Annotated in this window: 15 protein-coding genes and 1 pseudogene; 13 read left to right on the forward strand and 3 right to left on the reverse strand. The window is 72.8% G+C overall.

Annotated features, from left to right (window positions below):
• The 11 genes from BJF79_RS00970 to BJF79_RS57890 all read left to right on the forward strand — a co-directional run.
• A partial coding sequence (locus tag BJF79_RS00970) for an ABC transporter permease (RefSeq protein WP_316043248.1) occupies positions 1-896 on the forward strand: 896 nt, incomplete at its 5' end.
• A 3-nt stretch (positions 897-899) separates the two neighbouring features.
• The gene (locus BJF79_RS00975; RefSeq protein ID WP_075894577.1) at positions 900-1,661 is read left to right on the forward strand and encodes an ABC transporter ATP-binding protein; all 762 of its coding nucleotides are present in this window, start codon (positions 900-902) and stop codon (positions 1,659-1,661) included.
• A 326-nt stretch (positions 1,662-1,987) separates the two neighbouring features.
• Entirely contained in the window at positions 1,988-4,465 is a 2,478-nt protein-coding gene (locus BJF79_RS00980; RefSeq protein WP_083733066.1) for an HAD family hydrolase, read from the forward strand.
• Positions 4,452-6,776, forward strand: coding sequence for a class I SAM-dependent methyltransferase (locus BJF79_RS57875; RefSeq protein WP_262401345.1), 2,325 nt, complete (start codon positions 4,452-4,454; stop codon positions 6,774-6,776). Before BJF79_RS00980 ends, BJF79_RS57875 begins: the two co-directional genes overlap by 14 nt.
• Positions 6,777-6,882: 106 nt before the next feature.
• A complete protein-coding gene (locus BJF79_RS52640; protein WP_143219629.1) occupies positions 6,883-7,788 on the forward strand; it encodes a hypothetical protein in 906 nt (301 codons plus the stop codon).
• Positions 7,746-8,771 (forward strand): hypothetical protein, encoded by a 1,026-nt coding sequence (locus tag BJF79_RS01005; protein WP_143219630.1) that lies wholly within the window; start codon positions 7,746-7,748, stop codon positions 8,769-8,771. Before BJF79_RS52640 ends, BJF79_RS01005 begins: the two co-directional genes overlap by 43 nt.
• 187 nt (positions 8,772-8,958) lie before the next feature.
• Entirely contained in the window at positions 8,959-10,860 is a 1,902-nt protein-coding gene (locus BJF79_RS01010; protein WP_075894581.1) for a hypothetical protein, read from the forward strand.
• A gap of 308 nt (positions 10,861-11,168) precedes the next feature.
• Positions 11,169-12,329, forward strand: coding sequence for a hypothetical protein (locus tag BJF79_RS57880; protein WP_262401346.1), 1,161 nt, complete (start codon positions 11,169-11,171; stop codon positions 12,327-12,329).
• A complete protein-coding gene (locus tag BJF79_RS57885) occupies positions 12,278-13,201 on the forward strand; it encodes a hypothetical protein (RefSeq protein WP_262401347.1) in 924 nt (307 codons plus the stop codon). Before BJF79_RS57880 ends, BJF79_RS57885 begins: the two co-directional genes overlap by 52 nt.
• Before the next feature lie 185 nt (positions 13,202-13,386).
• Complete coding sequence (locus BJF79_RS01020) at positions 13,387-16,080, forward strand: ATP-binding protein (protein ID WP_262401348.1); 2,694 nt, start codon at positions 13,387-13,389, stop codon at positions 16,078-16,080.
• Positions 16,004-16,243 (forward strand): hypothetical protein, encoded by a 240-nt coding sequence (locus tag BJF79_RS57890; RefSeq protein WP_262401349.1) that lies wholly within the window; start codon positions 16,004-16,006, stop codon positions 16,241-16,243. Before BJF79_RS01020 ends, BJF79_RS57890 begins: the two co-directional genes overlap by 77 nt.
• A gap of 98 nt (positions 16,244-16,341) precedes the next feature.
• Here BJF79_RS57890 and BJF79_RS01025 read toward each other — a convergent pair whose 3' ends face one another.
• The 3 genes from BJF79_RS01025 to BJF79_RS01035 all read right to left on the reverse strand — a co-directional run bounded on the left by BJF79_RS01025 (position 16,342) and on the right by BJF79_RS01035 (position 19,058).
• A complete protein-coding gene (locus tag BJF79_RS01025) occupies positions 16,342-17,163 on the reverse strand; it encodes a hypothetical protein (RefSeq protein WP_075894582.1) in 822 nt (273 codons plus the stop codon).
• A 297-nt stretch (positions 17,164-17,460) separates the two neighbouring features.
• The gene (locus BJF79_RS01030) at positions 17,461-18,495 is read right to left on the reverse strand and encodes a hypothetical protein (RefSeq protein ID WP_075894583.1); all 1,035 of its coding nucleotides are present in this window, start codon (positions 18,493-18,495) and stop codon (positions 17,461-17,463) included.
• Positions 18,496-18,665: 170 nt separating this feature from the next.
• On the reverse strand, positions 18,666-19,058 hold the full coding sequence (locus BJF79_RS01035; protein WP_143219631.1) for a hypothetical protein: 393 nt from the start codon (positions 19,056-19,058) through the stop codon (positions 18,666-18,668).
• 372 nt (positions 19,059-19,430) lie between these two features.
• On the opposite strand from BJF79_RS01035, the pseudogene BJF79_RS01040 reads away from it, so the two are divergent.
• Positions 19,431-20,673, forward strand: a pseudogene (locus BJF79_RS01040) (MurT ligase domain-containing protein).
• Positions 20,663-21,379 carry a type 1 glutamine amidotransferase gene (locus tag BJF79_RS01045; RefSeq protein WP_075894585.1) on the forward strand — a complete coding sequence of 239 codons (717 nt, stop codon included), beginning with the start codon at positions 20,663-20,665 and terminating at the stop codon, positions 21,377-21,379. Before BJF79_RS01040 ends, BJF79_RS01045 begins: the two are co-directional and overlap by 11 nt.
• Positions 21,380-21,471 lie beyond the last annotated feature (92 nt).

Below are 21,471 nucleotides of genomic sequence, written 5' to 3' on the forward strand. Positions count from 1 at the left end.
CGCCCGCGCGGCCCGCGAACGGGCGGCACCGCGCGGGGCCCGTCCCGCCCGACACCGGGCTGCGCCCGCCGGGCGGGGACGGCGGGCTGCGGGCGACCGTCCGGTACAAGTACCTGCTGCGGCTCCTCGTCCGGCGTGAGCTGCGCGCGCGCTACAAGGGCTCGCTGCTGGGGCTCGGCTGGTCGTACGTACGGCCCGGAGTGCACTTCTCCGTGTACTTCTTCGTGGTCGGCGTGTTCCTCGGCATGGACCGCGCGATCGAGGACTTCCCGATCTACCTGTTCTCCGGGATGGTCCTGATCCACCTGTTCACCGAGACGATCCACTCGACGACCCGCTCGATCACCGGCAACGCCGCGCTGATCCGCAAGGTGTTCCTGCCGCGCGAGCTGTTCCCGTCGGCGTCGGTGCTGGTGTCGCTCGTCCACTTCGTGCCCGGCATGCTGATCCTGCTGTCCGGCGCGATCGTCGCGGGCTGGCGGCCGTCCCTCGGCGGGCTGGCCGCCGCCGTCGTCGGGTTCTCGATCATCCTGATCTTCGGGCTGGGCCTCGGGCTGCTGTGCGCGGCCGTCAACGTGTTCTTCCGCGACCTGGAGCAGGTCGTCGACATCTCGATGCTCGTCATCACCTGGTCCGTCCCGATGATCTACCCGTGGACGCACGTGCAGACCCACGCGCCCGGCTGGGCGCTCGACGTGTACCTGTCCAACCCGCTCGTCAGCGCGGTGTCGCTGTTCCAGAAGGCGTTCTGGCTGCCCGGGACGCGCGGGGACTTCGTGCTGCCACCGAACCTGTACCTGCACGCCGGGGTCTCCCTCGCCTTCAGCGTGCTGGTGTTCCTCGCCGGACGTGCGGCGTTCGCCCGCATGCAGAAGCGTTTCGCCCAGGAGCTGTGACGAATGGCCCCCTCGATCGTCGTCGACTCGGTGACGAAAACCTTCACGCTGCGGCACGCCCGGTCGATCAAGGAGATGAGCGTCCGGGCGCTGCGCCGCCAGCCGCTCGCCGACCGCTTCAAGGCGCTGGACGACGTCGACCTCACCTTCGCGCAGGGCGAGACCGTCGCGCTGATGGGGCTGAACGGGTCCGGGAAGAGCACCCTGCTGAAGATGATCTCCGGGGTGCTCAGCCCGGACACCGGTTCGGTGCTCGTGCGGGGCCGCATCGCCGGGCTGATCGACGTCGGCGCGGGCCTGCACCCCGAGCTGACCGGCCGCGAGAACGTCTACCTCAACGGCGCGATCCTCGGGATGCCGCAGGCCGAGATCCGGCGCAAGTTCGACCAGATCGTCGAGTTCTCCGGCGTCGAACGGTTCCTGGACGACCAGGTGAAGTTCTACTCGTCCGGCATGTTCATGCGGCTCGCGTTCTCGATCGCCGCGCACACCGAACCGGACGTGTTCCTCATCGACGAGGTCCTCGCCGTCGGCGACCCGCCGTTCCGGCAGAAGTGCATCGCCCGCATCCGCGAGCTGCGCGGCGAGGGACGCACGATGGTGATCGTCGCGCACGACGTCAAGATGCTGACCGGGCTGTGCGACCGCGGCGTCACGATGGAGCACGGCCGGGTGCTGTTCGACGGCCCGACGGAGCAGGCGGGACGGCTCGTCCGGGAGGCCCGCGCCGCCAAGCGCGCCGCCCAGGCGGCCGTGGCGCCCTGACCGGGGAGTTGTTCGGGAAAACGGAATCCAATGGTGACCGGCGGATGTAGCAGACAGATACCTATAACTGCTCAGATAAGGTGACCCGGTCCGCGGCGGGCGCCCGCGGCGACCTGCCCGAGTCCAGAGAAGAGGTGCGGCGTTGACCACGCAGGAAATCGGTTGTCCGCTGCTCGACAACGTCCATCGGATCATCGCCGACCGCGCGTGCACCGTCCTGTCCCTCGACATCTTCGACACCGTCCTGTGGCGCCGCGTCCCGCGGCCCGCCGACGTGTTCGCGCTGCTCGGCGCGGCTCCGCGACGCCGGGCTCTGCCCGCCCTGGGTGACCGACGCGACGCTGCGGCGGATGCGGATCGTCGCCGAGGAGGACGCGCGCCGCGGCCGCGACTCCCTCGGCACCGAGGTGTCGCTGTTCGACATCTGGCGGGCCATGCCCGAAGGCCCCTTCGGCGGCGCGCCCATCGAACGGCTCGTCCGCGCCGAACTCGACCTCGAACGCGAGCTGACCGTCGTCGACCTCGACATCGCCGCGCTCGTCAAGGCCGCCCGCAAGCAGGACATCACGGTCATCCTGGTGTCCGACACGTACTTCACCGAGGACCACCTGCACCACCTCCTCGACCGCCCCGAACTCGGGTCGATGGAGAACGTGCGGATCTTCCGGTCGAACCAGCACGGCAGCGCCAAGGCGTCCGGGCTGTGGGACATCGTGCTGCGCGACCTCGGCGCCAGCCCCGAGCAGATCGTGCACGTCGGCGACCACGAGGTCGCCGACGACGAGGTCCCCGCCGAACTCGGCATCCGCACCGTCCACTACCGGCGGCTGGACGACGCGTTCCGCGACGTCCTCGAACGCGAGCGCGAACCCGTCGAACCGTTCGGCGACCACGCCCCCGACCTCGACGAACTGCACGGCGACTTCGGCCTCACCAGCCTGCGCGCCAAGGCCATCACCTCCGGCGCCCCGCACGGCACCTCCGCCCTCGACGTCGCCTGGCGGTACGGCGCCGCCGTCCTCGGCCCGGTGCTCACCGGGTTCGCCGAATGGTGCGCGACCCGGGCTCACGAGACCGGCACCCGAAAGCTGTTCTGCTCGATGCGCGAGGGCGAGATGCTGTCGCGGCTGATCAACGAGGCCGCCGCCGCGCGCGGCTTCGACGTCGAGGCCCGCCCCGTGTGGCTGTCGCGGTTCGTCACGTCCATCGCGGGCCTCGACCCGTTCGACACCGACGCCGTCCACCACTTCATCCGCAGCGGCTACCAGCTGACGGTCCGGCAGGCCCTGTCGGTCCTCGAACTGCAGGCCGGGGACGTGCCGGGCCTCGCCACCGAGCTGAACACCGTCATCGACAACGGCGACATCGCCGAACGCGTCGCCCGCGCCCTCACCGAGACCCCGCACCTGTGCAACCGGCTCGCGGTCACAGTCACCGCAGCCCGCGAGCGGATGATCCGCGCGCTCCGCGCCACCGGAGCCCTCGACGAACCCGAACTCACCCTCGTCGACCTCGGCTGGGGCGGCACCATCCAGCGGCAGCTCGCGAAGGCCCTGCGGATCGCGGGCGTGAACGTCGTCCCGTCCGGCCTCTACCTCGCCACCAACACCCGCGCCGAACGCCTCTACGTCGACGGGCTGCGCGCCGAGGGCTACCTCGCGCAGGCCGGGCACCCCGCGAAGGTGTCGGCGACCGTCACCCGCAGCCCCGAGGTCGTCGAGCAGTGCGTCAACGCGCTCTGCGGCTCCCTCATCGGCTTCACCGAGGACGCCACGCCCGTGCTCGGCGAGACCGCCGACTCCCCGTCGCAGAACGCCGAACGCCGCACCGTCCAGGAGGGCGCCCTCGCCTTCCAGCGCATGTGGAACCGGCAGGTCGCGGGCGCCGACGGCGGCTGGCCGAGCCTCGCGCACTCGCAGCCCGCCCGTGACCGGCTGTCGCGCATCCTGGTGTCGGCGCTGGAGTCCCCGACCCCGGACGAGGCCGCCGTGTTCGGCAACTGGGTCCACGAGGACAACTTCGGCTCCTCGCAGGTCACCACCCTGCTCCCCGCCGACCTCAAGCCCGCCGTCCCCTACCTCGCGCCCGGCGACCTCGACGACCTGCACATGCGGGACTCGTTCTGGCCCGCGCTCATCGCCGCGTCCGACACCGGCCTCGGCGCGATGGCCCGCGCCATCGCCGACGGCGCCCTCGACGCCGACGCGTTCGACCCGGCCGGAGAGAAGTACGAGACGCGGCTGCGCTACCGGACGTCCGACGACCGGTGGCACGAGGAGATCCGCCGCCGCGTCCGCATCAACCACAACGGCCTCTCGTTCGCCCGCGTCGCGTTCGAGCACCACGACACCGTCGACATCTCCATCGCGATCCCGGGCCGCCCCGCGATCGTCCGGGTCGACTGGATCGAGGCCAAGGTCATCGCCGGCGGGCGACGCCGCGAGCAGGTGCTGCGCTGGGACAGCCCCGAGGACTTCGTCGGCCTGCACTACGCCGACTGCCGCTACCTCGGCGGCAACCTGATGGAGTTCGACACCCCGTACGCGGCCGTCTGGCTGCCGATCGCCCGCCGCGCGGGCGCGCCCGCGGTGTCGTCCGCGCAGATCACCGTCGCGTTCGCGATGCTGCCGCAGTCGATGACCGGCATGGCCCCCCGCATGCCCCTCGACAAGCACGCGACCAGAGCCGCCCGGGCGGCGCGGCTCTCCGACAGGCTCCGCGAGGAGTACCGGACGCTCGGCGTGAAGGGCGTTGCCGCCGGCGCCGGACGAGTGGCCAGGAGGAAGCTCGGTGACGCGAAGTGACCCCGGTGCCGGACCCGGCACGAACGACCCCGGCGACCGGGACGCCGTCCCGGAGGAGGCCGTGACCGAGCCCGGGGAGGTGTGGGAGGCCCCGGAGGCGGTGGCGGAGGCGGCGGAGGAGCCCGAGGCTCCGCCGGAGGAGCGTGCGGCGGTCGTGGACCAGGTGGAACCCGTGGAGATCGCGGAGGCCGAAGTGACCGCGGAGAACGCGGGGATCACCGAGGCCGCGGAGATCACGGAGCCTGCGGAACCGGTGGAGGCCGCAGAGTCTTCGGAATCGGGGAAACGCCCGGTCGTCGCCGAGGCCGCGAAGACCGTGGAGCTCGTGCAGCCGCCGGTGGACGAGGCGGACGCCGAGCCCGCCCGCAAGGCCGCGAAGCGGGCGCCGCGCAAGGGCGCCCGGAAGAAGAAGACCGACGACGGCGAGGCGGCGGGCATCGTCGCGACCGGCTTCGCCGGGACGCGCGACGAACCCCACCTGCAGGCGCGCGCGGCGCGCGAGCAGCCGCTCCTGCTGCACTCCATGTCGCTCTTCCGGAACCTGTTCGAGGCGATCGGCCGCGCCCGCGAGATCGGCACGGTCGTCGAGGTCGGCGTCGAGTCCGGACGGACGAGCGCGGTCTACGCGGACCTCGGCGCGACCGTCCACTGCGTCGAGCCGGACCCGACCGACGAACTGCGGGCCGTCCTCGCCGAGGACCCGCGCCTGAACCTCGTCGAGGGGCGCTCCCCGGACGTCCTCGCCGAACTCCCCGTCGCCGACCTGTACGTCCTCGACGGCGACCACAACTACGCGGTGGTCCGCGCGGAACTCGCGTGGATCATGAAGAGCGCCCCCGACGCCGTCGTGGCCGTGCACGACGTCCTGTGGCCGGGCGGCCGCCGCGACATGTACGCCCAGCCGTCCCCCCTCGCGGCCGAGGACGCGCACCCGTCCGCGGCGGGCGGCCCGACGGTCTGGCACGACGGCGTCACGCCCGTCGGGTTCGCGGGCCGGGGCGACCACACGGTGGCGGCGCACGCGGGCGGCGAGCGCAACGGCGTCCTCACCGCGGTGGAGGACGCGCTCACCGAGGGCGGCGGAGACTGGCGGTTCGAGATTGTCCCGGCGGTGTTCGGGCTCGGCGTGCTCGCCCGGTCCGGCTCGCCCGGCGCGGCGGAGATCTTCGCGGCGCTGCGGCCCTACACGTCGTCCGACCTGCTCGCCGCCATGGAGAACAACCGGATCGCGCTCTACACCCGCGTCCTGCAGTTGCAGCACGAGGCGGAGGCCCGCACCGAGGACGCGACGCGCATGGCCGAGACCATCGCCGCGCAGCAGCAGGAGATCGAGCGGCTGGGCGGCGGACCCGGCCGTCCGGCCGTCGCGGCGGCCGCGCCCCGGCGGGAGGAACCCGCCGTCCAGAAGGAAGAAGAGCCGAGGAGCGCCGAAGTGTCCGACTACGTCTCGACGGTCGCCGTGCACCACGACACCTGGGGAACCTTCCTCGAACCGGACGCCTCGATCGCCGACCTCGAGAACCCGCACGAGGTCCTCGGCATCCCGATCCTGAGCGGGCACCACGCCGACCTGAAGGCGTTCGCCGGGTACAACACGGTGTTCGACCGCATCGCCGACCGCGTCGCGAGCGTGAACCTGGCCTACGAGGACCAGTGCAGCGCCAACCACTACTTCGACGTGTTCACCCGCATCGAACGCGACCACCGGCAGGCGTCGCGGATCGTCGAGGTCGGCGTCTTCATGGGCGGCTCGTCCACCGTGTTCGCCGGGTGCGTCGAGCCGATGGGCTTCGAGCTGGACCTCGTGGACGTCAACCCGGTGTACCTGCAGTTCGCCTACGAGCGCGTCCGCCGGACGTTCCCGGGCGCGGCCCCGCGCGTCCGCATGTTCTACGGCGACCTGCCCACGTACGTGAAGAAGGTGCTGCTCCCGGAGGCGGCGACGCGCGCGATCGTCCACCACGACGGGGCGCACGACTTCAACCAGGTCGTGAAGGACATCAGCTCGCTGTACTACGTGCGGGACCGGGTGCACAGCCTCGCGATCCAGGACACGCACCTGCGCGGCCTCATCGAGCACTTCAACTTCGTCGACGCCGCCGTGTACGCGATGTTCGGCGTGGACGTGAAGTACGAGCCCGTGGGCGCCCGCTACGAGGAGGGCTCGTCGGTGACGAACCCGAACCAGTGGAACGGGAACTACTTCCTCGCGGGCATGTCGGAGGGGATGTACATCCCGTTCGACGGCGTCGAGTGGAAGTACCCGCACCCGTCCATGGACCTGGACACCTTCCTGCCGGTCAAGCGATGACCGCTTCGGGCATCGTGCCCGAAGCGTGACCATCCGGACGGTCAACCAAGATCGTTAAGCGGACGTCTCCACGGATACATATCCCTATCCGTGGAGGCAACCCCCCTTGCGCCGAACACGAAGTCTGGCCGTACTGACGGCCCTGATCGTCGCGGTGACGACGTTCCTCGTCCCCGCGACCGCCCGAGCCGACGTCACGGACGTGAACCTGTCCGTGGCGTTCGACCGCCTCTCCGCCGACCGCGTCGCCACGGTCACGGTCACAGCCAAGTCCGCGAGCGAGATCACCGCCGCGAACGCCATCGTCGAGCATCAGACCGAGGAAGGAGGGACATGGACGCCCATCGCGACGGTGCCCCTCACCCTCAGTGACGGGACGGCGAACGACGGAACCTGGCAGGCCCCCTACCAGACGGACGTCGAAGCCCACCCCGGAGCGATGCGGTTCCTCGCGGAACTCACGACGGCGGACGGGGTCACGCTGGACCCCAACGGGCAGCACATCGACAACTGCTACCAGCTGTCGATCGCCGACCTCACCAGCTCGCCTGCGGCGATCGACGCCGACACGCCGCTGACGATCACGGGCCGCGTGCTCGTGCAGAAGACTCGGGACGCGCGCCCGGACCTGCTGCGGACGTCCCGGTCTGGAACGTCACGTCTCCGGTCCGAACCGGCGCGGACGGCGCCTTCTCCTTCGCCCACCTGTACACGAGTTTCTCCTCCCTCGATGTGCAGGCCGGATGGCAGCCGTACGACCAGTGGTGCGCGGCCGGTGAGTTCGCTCCTTCCCCGGAGATCACCCGGCAGTCCGTGGAGTTGTCGGCGGAGATCGTCACCCCGCAGCCCGTCAAGGCCGGCGAGGAGGTCACCGTGGAGGGGCGCCTCCAGCGGAACGGCGCCGATGGTCCGGTCCCCGTCGCCGATGTCTGGGTCGCCGCCCGAGTCACCTCCTGGAAAACGGAGGTCGTGGGGACCGCGTACACGGCCGAGGACGGGACGTACCGGCTGACGTTCACGGCCCAGAAGTCCGGCCCCTTGACGGTGCGGAGCGCCGAGAACGACATCGTGTGGAGCGGTCTCGCCTCTCCGGGGCAGATCACGTTCGAGGGCGACCCTCGGTTCTCCGACTTCAGTCTCACTCCGTCGCCCGTCGACTACGAGAAGCCGATTCGGGCGACGGGCCTGCTCACGGACGGTGCCGCCCCGATCGCGGACGCGACGGTGTGGCTGCTGTTCTCGCCCGACGGTGAGAACTGGCAGAAGATGCAGAACGGCCAGACGACTTCGGAGGGACGGTTCGATCTCCAGAGCACGGAGACGACCCAAGACGGGTACTGGCGCGTTTTGGCCGTGGACGCGTTGGGCGCGGCGACCGCATCGAGCGACGTTCATCAGGTCAAGGTCCGCTTCGGGACGCACCTGGACCAGTACAAGGTGGAGTCGGGCCCCGGTGCGACGGTGACCGTCCAGGGACGGCTGCTGCGCCACGACGGGTCGCTACTGGGCCAGGAACTGCCCATCTACATCTACTTCATGGCCGAGGGCGAGTCGACCTGGGAGTTGCAGGGGACGGCCACGAGCAGCGTCACGAACGGGACGTTCTCGAAGCAGTTCACGTCCTACGTGGACGGTTACTGGACGGCTGCGTTCTGGGGCAACGACGAATTCACGCGGTCGAACGCGCCCATCGCGCACGTGGACGTGCCCGGCCAGTACACGACCGCGTTCGCCGAGTTCGGTGCGTCCCCCGCGACGGTCGCGGCCGGTGAGCCGATCACCGTGAAGGGGCTCCTCACGCGTTCCGTGGGCGGCAGCGCGGCCGAGGCCGCTGCGGACAAGCCCGTCTACGTGTACTTCCTCCCCGCCGGGTCGCAGACCTGGGAGCAGAAGGCGCTCGTCCAGACGGGCGCGACGGGCGGTTCGAGAAGGCGTTCACGGCCGAGAAGGACGGCTACTGGACGGCGTGGTTCTTCGGCGACGAGGGCCACCTGAGCGTCAACTCGGGAAGCAAGCACGTGGACGTGCAGTGACCAGGGCTGTCCGGTCCTGGCCAACCGGACAAAATGCTCAAAATGTGATCATTTAAGCGGCAACCAAGATCGGGAAGTGGGCGTCTCCACGGGGACAGCACAATCCTCGTGGAGAGGCCCCTTCCTTGCGCCGAACACGAACTTCGGCCGTGCTCACGGCCCTGATCGTCGCGGTGGCGACCTTCCTCGTCCCCGCGACCGCCCGAGCCGACGTCACGGACGCGAACCTGTCCGTGGCGTTCGACCGGCTCTCCGCCGACCGCGTCGCCGCGCTCACCCTCACGGCGAAGTCCGCGAGCGGGGTCACCGGCGTCGAGGTGACCGTCGAACAGCCGTCCGGGGACGACACGTGGTCGTCCATCGCGACGCTGCCGCTCACCCGCACCGGCGGGACGGCGAACGACGGCACCTGGACGGCCCAGCAGACGCTGGACATCGCGACCCATCCGGGCAGCACCAGGTTCGTCGCGGAGATCACCTCGGCGGACGGCGCGACGCTGACCGCCGGGCACCAGTACATCGACAACTGCTACCCGCTGACCATCGACGGGCTCACCAGCTCGCCCGGCACCATCGACGCGGACACGCCGATGACGGTCGCGGGCACGGTCCTCGCGCAGACGGCCGCGGGCGCGCAGCCGGCGCCCGCCGAGGGCGTCTCCGTCTGGAACGTGACGTCCCCGGTCGTGACGGGCGCGGACGGTTCGTTCTCGTTCACCCACCAGTACGCGAGCGCGCTCTCGCTGCAGGCGCACGCCGGGTGGAAGGCCGACGACCAGTGGTGCCAGGTGAGCAAGTACGCTCCCTACCCCGAGATCACCCGGCAGACCGTGGACGTCTCCGCGGAGATCGTCACGCCGATGCCCGTCGGCGTCGGTGACGAGGTCGTCGTGGAAGGGCAGGTCCAGCGGAACGGTTCCGCGGGCCCGGCCCCGGTCGGCAAGGTGTGGGTCGCCGCGTACGTGACCACCGCCGAGCGCGAAGAGGTGGCCGCCGCGCTGACGGCCGCGGACGGAACGTTCCGGATGACGTTCGAGGCGGGGCAGGCCGGTCCCGTGACGGTGCAGAGCGCGCAGAACGACATCGTGTGGAGCGGCACGGCCACTCCGGGCGAGGTGTCGTTCGCGGACGGCCCGCAGATCTCCGGCTTCGAGGTCACCCCGTCGCCCGTCGGCTACCAGCAGCCGATCCGGGCCACCGGCAAGCTCACCGACGCGGGTACCCCGATCGCGGGTGCGTCGGTGGCGTTGCAGTTCTCGGCCACCGGCGTGGACTGGCAGGACGTGCAGACCGGCCAGACGACGGCGACCGGCGACTTCGACATCCAGAGTTCGGCGACGACGCAGGACGGCTACTGGCGCGTCTGGTACGCGAGCGCGGACGGCACGGCGACGGCGTCGAGCGACATCCGCGAGGTGAACGTCCAGTACGGGACGCTCCTGGAGGACTTCGCCGCGGCGTCGGGCTCCGGCGCGACCGTGACCGTCTCGGGCACCCTGCTCCGCGCGGACGGGACGCAGCTGGGCGAGGGACTGCCGATCCACGTCTACTTCATGGCCGACGGCGAGTCGACCTGGGAGCTGAAGGGGACGACCCAGTCCGACGCCGCGACCGGCGCGTTCGAGGCGCAGTTCACCTCCTACGTGGACGGCTACTGGACGGCGGCGTTCTGGGGCAACGACGACTTCACGCGGTCGAACGCGCCGATCGGCCACGTGGACGTGCCCGGCCAGTACACGACCGCGTTCGCCGAGTTCGGCGCGTCCCCGGCGACCGTGCCGTCCGGCGGCACGATCACGGTCGACGGGCTGCTCACCCGTTCCGTGGGCGGCGGCGCGGCCGAGGCGGCGCCGGACAAGCCCGTCTACATCTACTTCCTGCCCGCCGGTTCGCAGGTGTGGGAGCAGAAGGCCCTGGTCCAGACGGGTGCCGACGGACGGTTCGCGGAGACGTTCACCGCCGAGCAGGACGGCTACTGGACGGCCTGGTTCTACGGCGATGAGGGCCACCTCAGCGTCAACGCCGGGAGCAAGCACGTAGACGTGCAGTGACCGCCGCCCGCCGGGGCGTTCGATCGGAGGCCGAGCCCCCGACCGAGCGCCCCGGCGGCATTTCTGGAGATGGCCGGATGTGGCCATTTGGGTGGGGAGAGGTGTCCGATCTTTCCCGCAGGTGAACCCCGTGACCGAATTCGGGTGATGTGACGCACGATGGCGGACGGGTTACGGCGAACGTGGCGCGCGGCCTCGCGAGCCTCTTTACCCTGTGCTGTGTAGAAAGGCAGGAAGCAGACCGACTCCCCGACCCTCCCCAGGCGTTTCCCCCACCGCGACTCCAGGGGTTCCTCGACGTGACGGACATGGCGAGCGGGTCCGCGGCGGCGCGGCTCACGCAGGCAGACCGCGTCTACGTGGGCTGGCGCTACGCGCAGGTGCACCCCGATCCGGGCCCGCCTCCCGAGGCCCCCGCCGAGCCGGACCGGCCCGCGGCCCGGCCGCCGATCCGGCAGCCGGGCGAGCACATGGCCGCCCGGCCGCTCCGCATCGCCGTGACCGGGACGCTCGTCGGCGTGGGCCTGTTCCTCGCGTGCGGCTCGCCGGGCTGCTGCGTGCTGTTCGCGGTCGTCGGGCTGCGCGGGCGCGGCGGCGCGATCGTCCTCGGGATCACGGGCGGGGCGCTGTGGCGGGACGAGCGCGCGGTGCGGGCGCGGCTCGCGCGGTGGCGGGACCTGGACGAGCGGGAGCGCGCCGCGCGGGCGAAGCGGAGCGCGGCGGCGCGGGAGTCGCACGCGGCGGCGCTGCGGGAGTGGGAGCGGCGCCGGGCCGAGTACGACGGTCAGCGCGAGTGGTATCCGGTGGCGGTGCCGCCCGGAGTGGACCGGGTCGACGTGGTGGGCGGGACGCTCGCGGGCTGGTCGGCGGCGGTGACGACGATGGGCGCGGCGCGGCTCGCGGTGGGCGCGCGGCTCACGGTGATCGACCTGTCGGAGGGCGCGGTCGCGCACGACCTGCTGCGGCTGGCGGCGGATCGCGGCGACGACCCGCTGGTGTGGGTGCTGCCGAACGACCTGCCGAGACTGGACGTGACGCGGGGCCTCGGCCCCGAGGCGCTCGCCGACGTGCTGTCGCTCGTGGTGGGCGCGGGCGAGGAGCAGGACGGCACGAGGGATCTGTCGTTCGACAATTCGATCCTGGAGCGGCTCATCGAGGTGCTCGGCGCCGACACCACGATCCCGTGCATCACCGCCGCGCTGCGGGTGCTCGCGCAGGTCGGGGATCCGCGCGACGACCTGCGCAAGGGGCTGCTGACCGAGGAGCAGCTGGAGCGGATCGCGACGCTGTTCGGACGGGACGCGACGGACCGCATCGTCGTGCGCGCGCGTGGGCGCTCGAAGCGCAGCTCCGCAAGCTGGAGCGGCTCGCGGCCGAACCGGTGTCGCTGCCGCCGTCGCGGCTGCACGTCGTCTCGATGGACCGGCGCGCGGGCGTCCTCACGAACCGGGTGCTGGGGACGTACGTGACGACCGCGCTGACGCACCGGGTGCGGGAGTCGCCGCCGGGCGGCCGGTGGGACCACACGTTGTTCCTGTGCGGCGCGGAGAAGCTGCGCGGGGACGTCCTCGACCGGCTCATCGACGCGTGCGAGGCGACCGGCACGGGGCTCGTGCTGATGTACCGGTCGATCCCGCCGCACGTCCGGGAGCGGCTCGGCCGGCGGGGGCACGCGGCCGTCGGGTTCATGCGGCTGGGCAACCCCGAGGACGCGCGGGTCGCGGTCGAGCACATCGGGACGGACAAGCCGCTGATCGTCGCGGAGATCACCGACTCGGCGGGGGAGACGCTGTTCGACGTCGCGGGCGAGACGTACGCGAGCACGGTCGCGTACGCGCGGCCGTCCGGGGACGGGCTGACCGACCCGGTGTGGTCGCCGCTGCCGGCCCCGGCGGCGGACGACTCGGTGCTGGTCGAGGGGATCAGTTCGGCGACGGCGTGGGGCCGGACGGTCGCGGCGGTGCGGGCCGAGGCGGACGCCAAGCAGCGGTTCCGCGAGCTGTTCGTGGGGCCGCCGCAGCTGCAGGAGCTTCCGCCGACCGCGATGGTGTTCACGCACGCGGGCGCGACCGGGCGCCGCATCATGCTCGTCGACGCCAACCCGGGGATCATCACGCTGCCGACCGCGCACTCGATGGAGTTCGAGGAGTACCTGCGCGAGCAGGAGAGCCTGGCGCGCGCCGAACCGGTCGAACCGGCCGATCCGGGCGGGCCGCTGCCCGCGCCCGTCGCGGAGCCCGGCCCGCGCGCCCGGCACGCGCTGCCGCGCAAGCAGAACCGGATCGTCCCGATCCTCCGGCCGAACGGCAAGCACGCCGCCGATCCGCCGCCCGCCCCCTGACTCCCGGATGCCGCCCGTGATGCCGCCCCAAGGCCCGACGCCGCCCTACCTTCCGCCGCCCCGGCCGTACCCGCAGCGCCGCGCGCGGCGCGTCCGGGGACGGGCCGCTGGAGCTGCCGGGCCCCTGGTACCGGATCCAGGCGATCCCGGCGCCCGAGTGGACGGCGTCCGCCGAGCGGGACTTCGTGAGCGTGCTGCCCGCCGCGCTGTCGGCGCGGCGCGGGGAGCGCCCGTTCGTCGTCGGCTGGCTGTCGCCGGGCGGCGGCGCCCCGCTGGAGCTGATCACGAACGCGGGCCCGATCGGGCCGCCGGTCGCGGAGGGGGAGAGCCACGGGCTGCTGTTCCCGAGCGGCGCGCGCGGCGTCCGGGTCGGGGACGGTTGGCTGCGGCGGGCGGAGCGGATGGCGTGGACGCGCTGTCCCGGACGGCTCGCGCCGCAGGCGTCCCCGGCGCCGCCCGTCCCCGACCGTCCGGGCGCGGGGCTGTTCGAGTCGACGCTGGTCACGCTGATGGAGCGGCCGTTCGGCTGGTTCGTGGTGGCCGAGCCGTGCGACGAGCGGCTGATCGACGGGGAGATCCGCGAACTGCACCACGAGCTGCGGATGCTGCGGCGCGGCGAGGACGAGCACGCGCGGCTCGCCGTCGCGCGGACCGACCGGCGGCTCGCCGAACTGGACGCGTTCCGGGAGGCGGGCCTCTGGCACGTGCGGGTCCTCGCGGGCGCGGCGGACCAGGACGAACTCGGGCAGATCGCGCCGGTGCTGGTCGGGTCGATGGAGCTGGGGCACCACCCGTACCGGCTGCGGTCCGGGTACGGCGGCGGCACGTTCGCGGAGATGCTGCGGCCCGCCGCCGCGCCCGCGCCCGTCCGGGCGGCGGCCGAGTCGCAGGAGCGGTTCCCGTTCGCGGCGACCGCCGGGACGCTCGCGGCGCTCGCCGGGCTGCCGAACCGCGAGGTCCCGGGCGTGCGCGTGCTGGACGCGGGGTACTTCGACGTCACGTCCGAGACGGCCGCCGAGACCGGTGCGGGCGGCGCCGGGACGATCGAGCTCGGTTCGATCCTCGACGGGCAGGACCGCGAGGTCGGACGGTTCGCGGTGCCGCGCTCGACCGTCAACCGGCACGTGTTCGTCACGGGCGCGACCGGCGCGGGCAAGTCGCAGACCGTGCGGCACCTCCTCGAACAGCTGACCCGCGCGGGCGTCCCGTGGCTGGCGATCGAACCGGCGAAGTCGGAGTACGCGGCGATGGCCGGGCGGATCGCCGACCTCGGCGGGCCCGTCACGGTCGTCAACCCGTCCGACCCGGCGTCCGTGCCGCTGTCGGTGAACCCCCTCGCGCCCGAACCCGGCTATCCGGTGCAGGCCCACATCGACATGGTGCGGGCCCTGTTCCAGGCCGCGTTCGACGCCGAGGAACCGTTCCCGCAGATCATGGCGCAGGCGCTGCAGCGCGTGTACGAGGCGAACGGGTGGGACGTCGTGACGGGCGCGGGCGTCCCCGGCTCGCTCATCGAACCGGCCGTCCCGACCCTGGAACAGCTGCAGAACGCCGCACTCCAGGTCATCCAGGACGTCGGGTACGGGCGGGAGCTGATGGCGGACGTCCAGGGGTTCGTGGACGTCCGGCTGCGGTCCCTGCGGATCGGCTCGGCCGGACGGTTCTTCGAGGGCGGGCACCCGGCCGACATCGGCGGCATGCTCCGCGACAACATCGTGCTCGCCATCGAGGACGTCGCGAACGACGAGGACAAGGCGTTCCTGATGGGCACCCTCATCATCCGGATCGTCGAGCACCTGCGGATGCGGGAGCGCCGCCGCGGCCCCGACCGGACGTCGGCGCTGCGGCACGTCATCGTCATCGAGGAGGCGCACCGGCTGCTGCGCAACCGCGGCCCCGAGCGCGGCTCGTCGCACGCCGTCGAGCTGTTCGCGGGGATGCTCGCCGAGATCCGCGCCTACGGCGAGGGCATCATCGTCGCCGAGCAGATCCCCACCAAGCTCGTCCCGGACGTCATCAAGAACACGGCGCTGAAGGTCGTGCACCGGCTGCCCGCGCACGACGACCGGCACCAGGTCGGCGCCGCGATGAACCTGGACGCCGACCAGTCGCGGGAGGTCGTGTCGCTGCGGCCCGGCGTCGCGGCCGTGTTCGCCGACGGGATGGACCGGCCGCTGCGCGTCCGCGTCCCGCTCGGCGAGGGCCGCGAGGCCGAGCTGGCGGGCCCGCCCCCGCCGGTGGACGGCCGCCGCTCGGCCGCGTGCGGCTGCGAGTGCCGCTCCGGGCGGGCCTGCACCCTCTACGAGCTGCGCGAGGCCGATCTCGTCGCCGGGCATCCCGACTGGGCGTGGCTGCGCCTGTGGGCGGACGTGCTCGTCCTCGCGCACGTCGCACGCGCGCCCGCTGCCGGCCGTCCCGGCCGACCTGCGGCGCGCGTGGGCCCGGTCCGCGCCGCGGCTGCGCGACTGCGCGCTCGCGACCGTCCTCGAACGGGCCGTCACCCGCCGGTCCGGGGCGCTGCGCACCGCGTTCCCGCCCGCCGAGCTGACCGCCGCCGTCGCCGGGGTCGCCCGCCGCCTCCTCGACGGCGACGACCCTCCCGGGCGGGTGCCGGGCCCGAACTGGGTGATCCCGCAGGTGCGGTGGCTGCACGAGTTCGACCGCCTGTTCCCCTACGGCGCGTCCGCACCCGACAAGCACGCACCCGCCCCGCCCCTCGACTACCAGCTCCCGGGGCTCAAGCAGCAGCCGGACGCGCGCCTGGGGCACCGCCTGCGCGCGCTCCGCCGCCACCCCCTGTCGATGGAACTCGAACGCAACCGCCCCCTGGCCCTGACCGCGCTTTACGGGGACGACGACCACGCGGCCTTCTACCGTGACCTCGCCGACGTCACGATCGGCTTCGAGGAGGACGAACAGATCGAGCACGTCGCGGACACGATGGGCGTCTCCGGATGGCTCGAACCCGTGCTGAGCTGGCCCGACCGCTTCGTCCTGCCGTTCGCCGACCCGACCGCCGGCCTCCCCTTCGCACCCCCCTGACCCCTTTCTTGTTGATCTGCGGCGTGTTGCCCTAATGGCGGCCGCCATTAGGGCAACACGCCGCAGATCAACGGAGGGACGGGCGGAGCGCGCAGCGGTCAGATGTCGTCGGCGGTGCGGGCCGGGAGGCCCGCTTCTTCGGCGATCGGCGCCCAGTAGTCGACGAACTCGTTCTTCGCGCTCGTCGCACGGCCGTTCACGTCCGACACCTCGGACGGCGACGGGCAGCCGGGCGCGACCGCGACGTACCGCTCGTTCGACTCGACCGACGCCTCCAGCGCGCGCACCAGCGCGTCCTTCATCGGCGCGCCGTTCTCGAGCGCGCCGACGTCCAGCGCCCGGGCCCGCTCCAGCTGCGACCGGCGGGCCTCCAGCACCCGCTCCAGCCCGGCGACGCCGCAGTCCTCGTCGATGACGACCGAACCGAGGTCGGAACGCGTCGAACCCATGTCCGCGAGGATGCCGTCGACCGCGCCCGCCTGCTCCTGGAACGCCGCGCCGTCCGCCTGCGGCTCCTCCCCGGACTCCGGACCCGCCGACGTCTGCGTTCCCGCGCCCGTCTCCGTCGCGGGCGTCCCGCCGGACCCGCCGGACCCGCCGTCCCCGCCCGTGCTCGACTCGGCCGACGACAGCCCGTTCCCGGACGAGGACTCCGACCCGCTCGGCCAGAACACGATCCCGAACGCGACGAGCGCCAGCGCCACCGCGCCCGCCGCGACCAGCACCAGCGGCTTGCGGCTCCGTTTCGGGGCCGCGGGCGGCTGCCAGATCGCGGGCTCCGCCCACGGCTCCGGCGACAGCGGGATCGACGTCTCGCCCGTCCCGGACGGCGGCATCGGGGTCGTGCGGTCGTACGGCGGACGGTCGTCCCGCGGCGGCGACGGCCACGGCACGTCGCCCGGCGCCGGAGGGTCGGGCACGGGAATCGTCGGCGGATGACCGCCGGGGTCACGGACCGGCCGAGCGGCCCACGCCCCGTCCCGCGCATCGCGAACCGTCGCGTCTCCGGACGCCCCGCCCAGCGGGGCCTTGCACCAGAGGCACTGAGGCGATGTCGGTGACGTGTCGCTTCCACAAGCCGGGCACCGCATAGAAGCCCCTTACCGCAGGAGGTCCCCCGACGGTGACAAGATACTGCGCGGCGCGCCGGATCGTCCTGTCCAGCGCGCCGCTACCGGCCGGTTGTGACCGGACGGCTATACGCGACGGCCGGGCGGCTAGACGCGCCGCCAGTCGCGCTCCGGCAGGCCCGTCTGCTTCGCGACCGGGTTCCACACCTTGACGAACTGCTGCTTCGCGTTCGTCGCCTTCCGGTTGTCCTCGGCCGTCCCCTGCACCTGGCCCGCGCTGGGCTTCGGCTTGCCGCGGCAGCCGTGCTGCACCTGCCGCGCCCAGTTCAGGTACTTCTGGTCGACGTCCAGGGACGCCTGCAGCGCCTGCGACAGCGACGTCCGCAACTGCTCGCCGTTCGGCACCTGGTCGAGCGCCATCTCCCGGGTGCGCTTCAGCTGGTTCTGCCGCCGCTGCGCGACCGTCTCGAAACCCTTGATCGCCTGCGGGAGCGTCTTGCACTTCCCGGCGCGGGTGAGCGCCGCGCCCAGCACCGAACGGGTGTTGACGCTCGCGTCCAGCACCTCGTTCATGGCCGCCGCCTGCTCCTTCGTCTCGGCCGACACCGGGTCCTTCTGCGCGACGGGCGTGCTCGACGGGCCGTCGCCCGCCTGCGTGGCGTTCGCGGCGGGCTTGCCGTCGTCGCCGGACGGCCGCGCCACCAGCACCACGGTCGCCACGGCCACCGTGACCAGCGCCGCCACCGCCGCGAGGAGCACCTTGTTCGGCGGCGAGCCGTCGCGCTGCGGCGTTCCGTACCCGGGGTGGGGGCCGCCGTGGCCCGGATGCCCCATCGGCATCCCCGGCCCGTGCGGCGGCGGACCGCCGGGGCCCATCGGCCCCATCGGGCCCTGCGGCCCGCCCATGGGCGGCGGCCCGGACCGCGCCGGGTCCATCATCGTGCGGTCGACCGCGCCCGCGCCGGGCGCCTCCTGCGGCGACCACACCTGCGTCGCGGCGTCCTGCTCCTGCGGCTTGCGCGGCTGCGCGAACCAGAGTCCGGGACGATCGACTCGGTGGGCGGCGGCGCGTCCGCGAGCCCGAACGGGTTCGACGGCGGCACCGCCGCGGCCGGCGCGCGGGTGCGGGCACGGGAGGTGCGGGGTGCGGCGGGACGCCGAGCCCGGGGACGTCGTCGTCATCGTCGTCGTCGGGGTCGAACGCCCAGGGGGCCGTCGACTCCCCGGTGGCCTCCGCCGGCGCGGGCGGCACGGGCGCGAAGAGCCGCCGGGAGGGGGACCGGCGTGCGAGGGCCCGAGGGGAGGCGGGCCCGCGGGCGACGGTCCGGCGGGACCGGCCGGGGCGTTGATCGTCAGGTCCATGCCCGCGATCGCGGCGGCGGCCCGGCGGGCGCCCGCCGTCCGTGGTCCGCACCGCCGGGCGCGTCCATGCCGCCGGCAGGCGCGCCAGGGATGTCGCGGATCGTGGAGTTCGTGCCCCCCGGCGGGCCGGATGCGACGCCGGAGATGTCGATGCCGGTGTCCGGAAGGCCGCCGTAACCGCCCCCGGGCGGACCGGCCGGCCCCTGCCCGGGCGGCGCGGGCGGCGCGGACGGCGTCCAGGACGGGCCCGCGGGGGGAGCGTCGGCCACCGGTGCCCCGAGCGGGGGCTGCGGCCCGAGCGAGTACACATCGATCGGCGCCTCGCAGTTCGAACACCTGCCGAGCGTCCCGGGCGTGTTGGAGCCGCACGTCGGACACTGCATCGCTCAGACCTCGCCTTATCGCCGCTTCGCCCACGTCTGCGATCCCGGCCCGCCGGGCCGGGCGGGTACCGCTTCCCCGCAAAGCGCAGGGCACCCGACAAAAGTAGTGGGTGAGGTTCCATCGGGGCGTGTGGTTGGGAATCTGGCTCACCGAACGTCGGGGCTCGCACCGAATCACGAGATCTTGGTACGGGTCAAGATTGCCGAAGACGGTTTACCCCGAAAGTTATGATGCTGCTCACATCGCCTATCCGGGCCCGGTGCGGCCTCCCCGGCGAACTCCGGGCGGACCGGACGGGGCGCGCCGCGAGCGGTACGTGCAACGGCTAGGCTCGAAACGGTTTCCCGGCGCATCCAGAGAAAACGGAGCCAATGAGCGATCTTCCGCTGCGTTCGCAGCTGGCCGTCGCGCTCGGCCGCACGGCCGCGAAGATGTCCCGGATGGCGGGCCGCGGGGACGGCTCGGTGATCGGAGGGCGGATCGGCCTCCGGCTCGACCCCGAGCTGCTGACCAGGCTCGCCCGGGACCGCAAGCTCGTCCTCGTCAGCGCGACGAACGGCAAGACGACGACGACCCGGCTGATCACCTCGGCGATGACGCCGCTGGGGGAGGTCGCCACCAACGCGTTCGGCGCGAACATGCCCACCGGGCACGTGTCCGCGCTGGCGTCCTCGCCGACCGCGCGGTACGGCGTGCTCGAATGCGACGAGAAGTACGTCCCGATGGTCCTGCGGGAGACCGGGGCGAACGTCGTCGCGCTGATGAACCTCAGCCGTGACCAGATGGACCGCGCGGCGGAGATCTGGCTGCTGGCCGGCAAGTGGCGCAGGGCGCTCGAAGCCGCCCCGCAGAGCCACGTCATCGCCAACTGCGACGACCCGCTGGTCACCTGGGGCGCGGCGAGCGCGAAGAGCGTGACGTGGGTCGCGGCGGGCCAGCACTGGCGCGAGGACTCCTGGTGCTGCCCCGAGTGCGGCGGCCCCCTCGACCGGCAGGACACCGACGAGGACAGCGACTGGGCCTGCCGGCAGTGCCACTTCCGCCGCCCGCGCCCCGACTGGACGCTGCGCGGCGACACGATCACGGCACCGGACGGGCGCGCGTTCTCCCTCACGGGGCTGTCGCTGCCCGGCCGGGCGAACCGGTCGAACGCCCTCGTCGCGCTCGCGGTCGTCGCGCAGTTCGGCGTCCCGCCCGAGCAGGCGCTGCCGCTGCTGTCGCAGGTCACGTCGGTCGCGGGCCGGTACACGACGGTCGAGCACGAGGGCCGCAGCATCCGGCTGCTGCTGTCGAAGAACCCGGCGGGCTGGCTGGAGGCGTTCGACGTCCTGCAGCCGCCGCCCGGCCCGGTCGCGCTGTCGGTCAACGCGCAACGGGCGCGACACGTCCTGGCTGTGGGACGTCGACTACCGCATCCTGCGCGGGCGTCCGGTGTGGGTGGCGGGCGAGCGGCGGATCGACCTCGCCGCGCGGCTGGAGGCCGCCGACGTGGCGTTCACCCTCATCGACGACATCGACCAGGCGGTCATGGCGGTGCCGCCCGGGCACCTCGACGTGATCGCCAACTACACCGCCTTCCAGAGCATCCGAACGAGGTACGGCCGTGTCGTCTGACCGCATCAAGATCGTCTGGATCTACCCGGACCTGCTCAGCACCTACGGCGACCAGGGCAACACGATCGTCCTGGAACGCCGGGCGGCACTGCGCGGGATCCCGACCGAGACCGTCAGCCTGCGCTCGGACGAGCCCGTTCCCGCCGACGGCGACATCTACCTGCTCGGCGGCGGCGAGGACCGGCCGCAGATCCTCGCCGCGCAGCGCCTCGCGGGCGACGGCGGCCTCGCGCGCGCCGTCCAGTCGGGGGCGGTCGTGTTCGGCGTGTGCGCCGGGTACCAGATCCTCGGCCGCGAGTTCGGCGGCGAGGAGGGGCAGCAGCTGCCCGGCCTCGGCCTGCTCGACATCACCTCCGGACGCGGCGAGCAGCGCGCCGTCGGCGAGATCGTCGGGGACGTCGCGGGCGAGCTGAACGTGCCGCGCATCACCGGTTTCGAGAACCACCAGGGCGTCACCCGGCTCGGCCCGAACGCCCGCCCGTTCGCGCAGGTCGTGCACGGCGTCGGCAACGGCGACGGGTACGAGGGCGCCTACACCGGGCGGGTCCTCGGCACGTACATGCACGGCCCGGCGCTCGTCCGCAACCCCGGCCTCGCCGACCTGCTGCTCACCTGGGCGGTCGGCCACCAGTTGCAACCGCTGGACGACTCGTGGGCCGGACGGCTGCGCGAGGAGCGGCTGAACGCCGTCCTCGGCGCGTCCTGACCGGGATCCCCGCGCCGGTCGTTCGTCCGCGCGAACGGGACGTCGCGCGGGGATGAACCCGCGATCAAGATCGATCGTTGGGTCTGGTGCGG

It is taken from the genome of Actinomadura sp. CNU-125 (genome assembly GCF_001942465.1).
Taxonomy (GTDB): domain Bacteria; phylum Actinomycetota; class Actinomycetes; order Streptosporangiales; family Streptosporangiaceae; genus Spirillospora.

Coding starts and splice junctions, on each gene's coding strand:
- BJF79_RS00975 (WP_075894577.1), top strand. CDS start 900: ATGGCCCCCTCGATCGTCGTCGACTCGGTGACGAAAACCTTCACGCTG.
- BJF79_RS57880 (WP_262401346.1), top strand. CDS start 11,169: ATGGCGAGCGGGTCCGCGGCGGCGCGGCTCACGCAGGCAGACCGCGTC.
- BJF79_RS57885 (WP_262401347.1), top strand. CDS start 12,278: ATGGACCGGCGCGCGGGCGTCCTCACGAACCGGGTGCTGGGGACGTAC.
- BJF79_RS57890 (WP_262401349.1), top strand. CDS start 16,004: ATGGAACTCGAACGCAACCGCCCCCTGGCCCTGACCGCGCTTTACGGG.
- BJF79_RS01030 (WP_075894583.1), bottom strand. CDS start 18,495: ATGACGACGACGTCCCCGGGCTCGGCGTCCCGCCGCACCCCGCACCTC.
- BJF79_RS01035 (WP_143219631.1), bottom strand. CDS start 19,058: ATGCAGTGTCCGACGTGCGGCTCCAACACGCCCGGGACGCTCGGCAGG.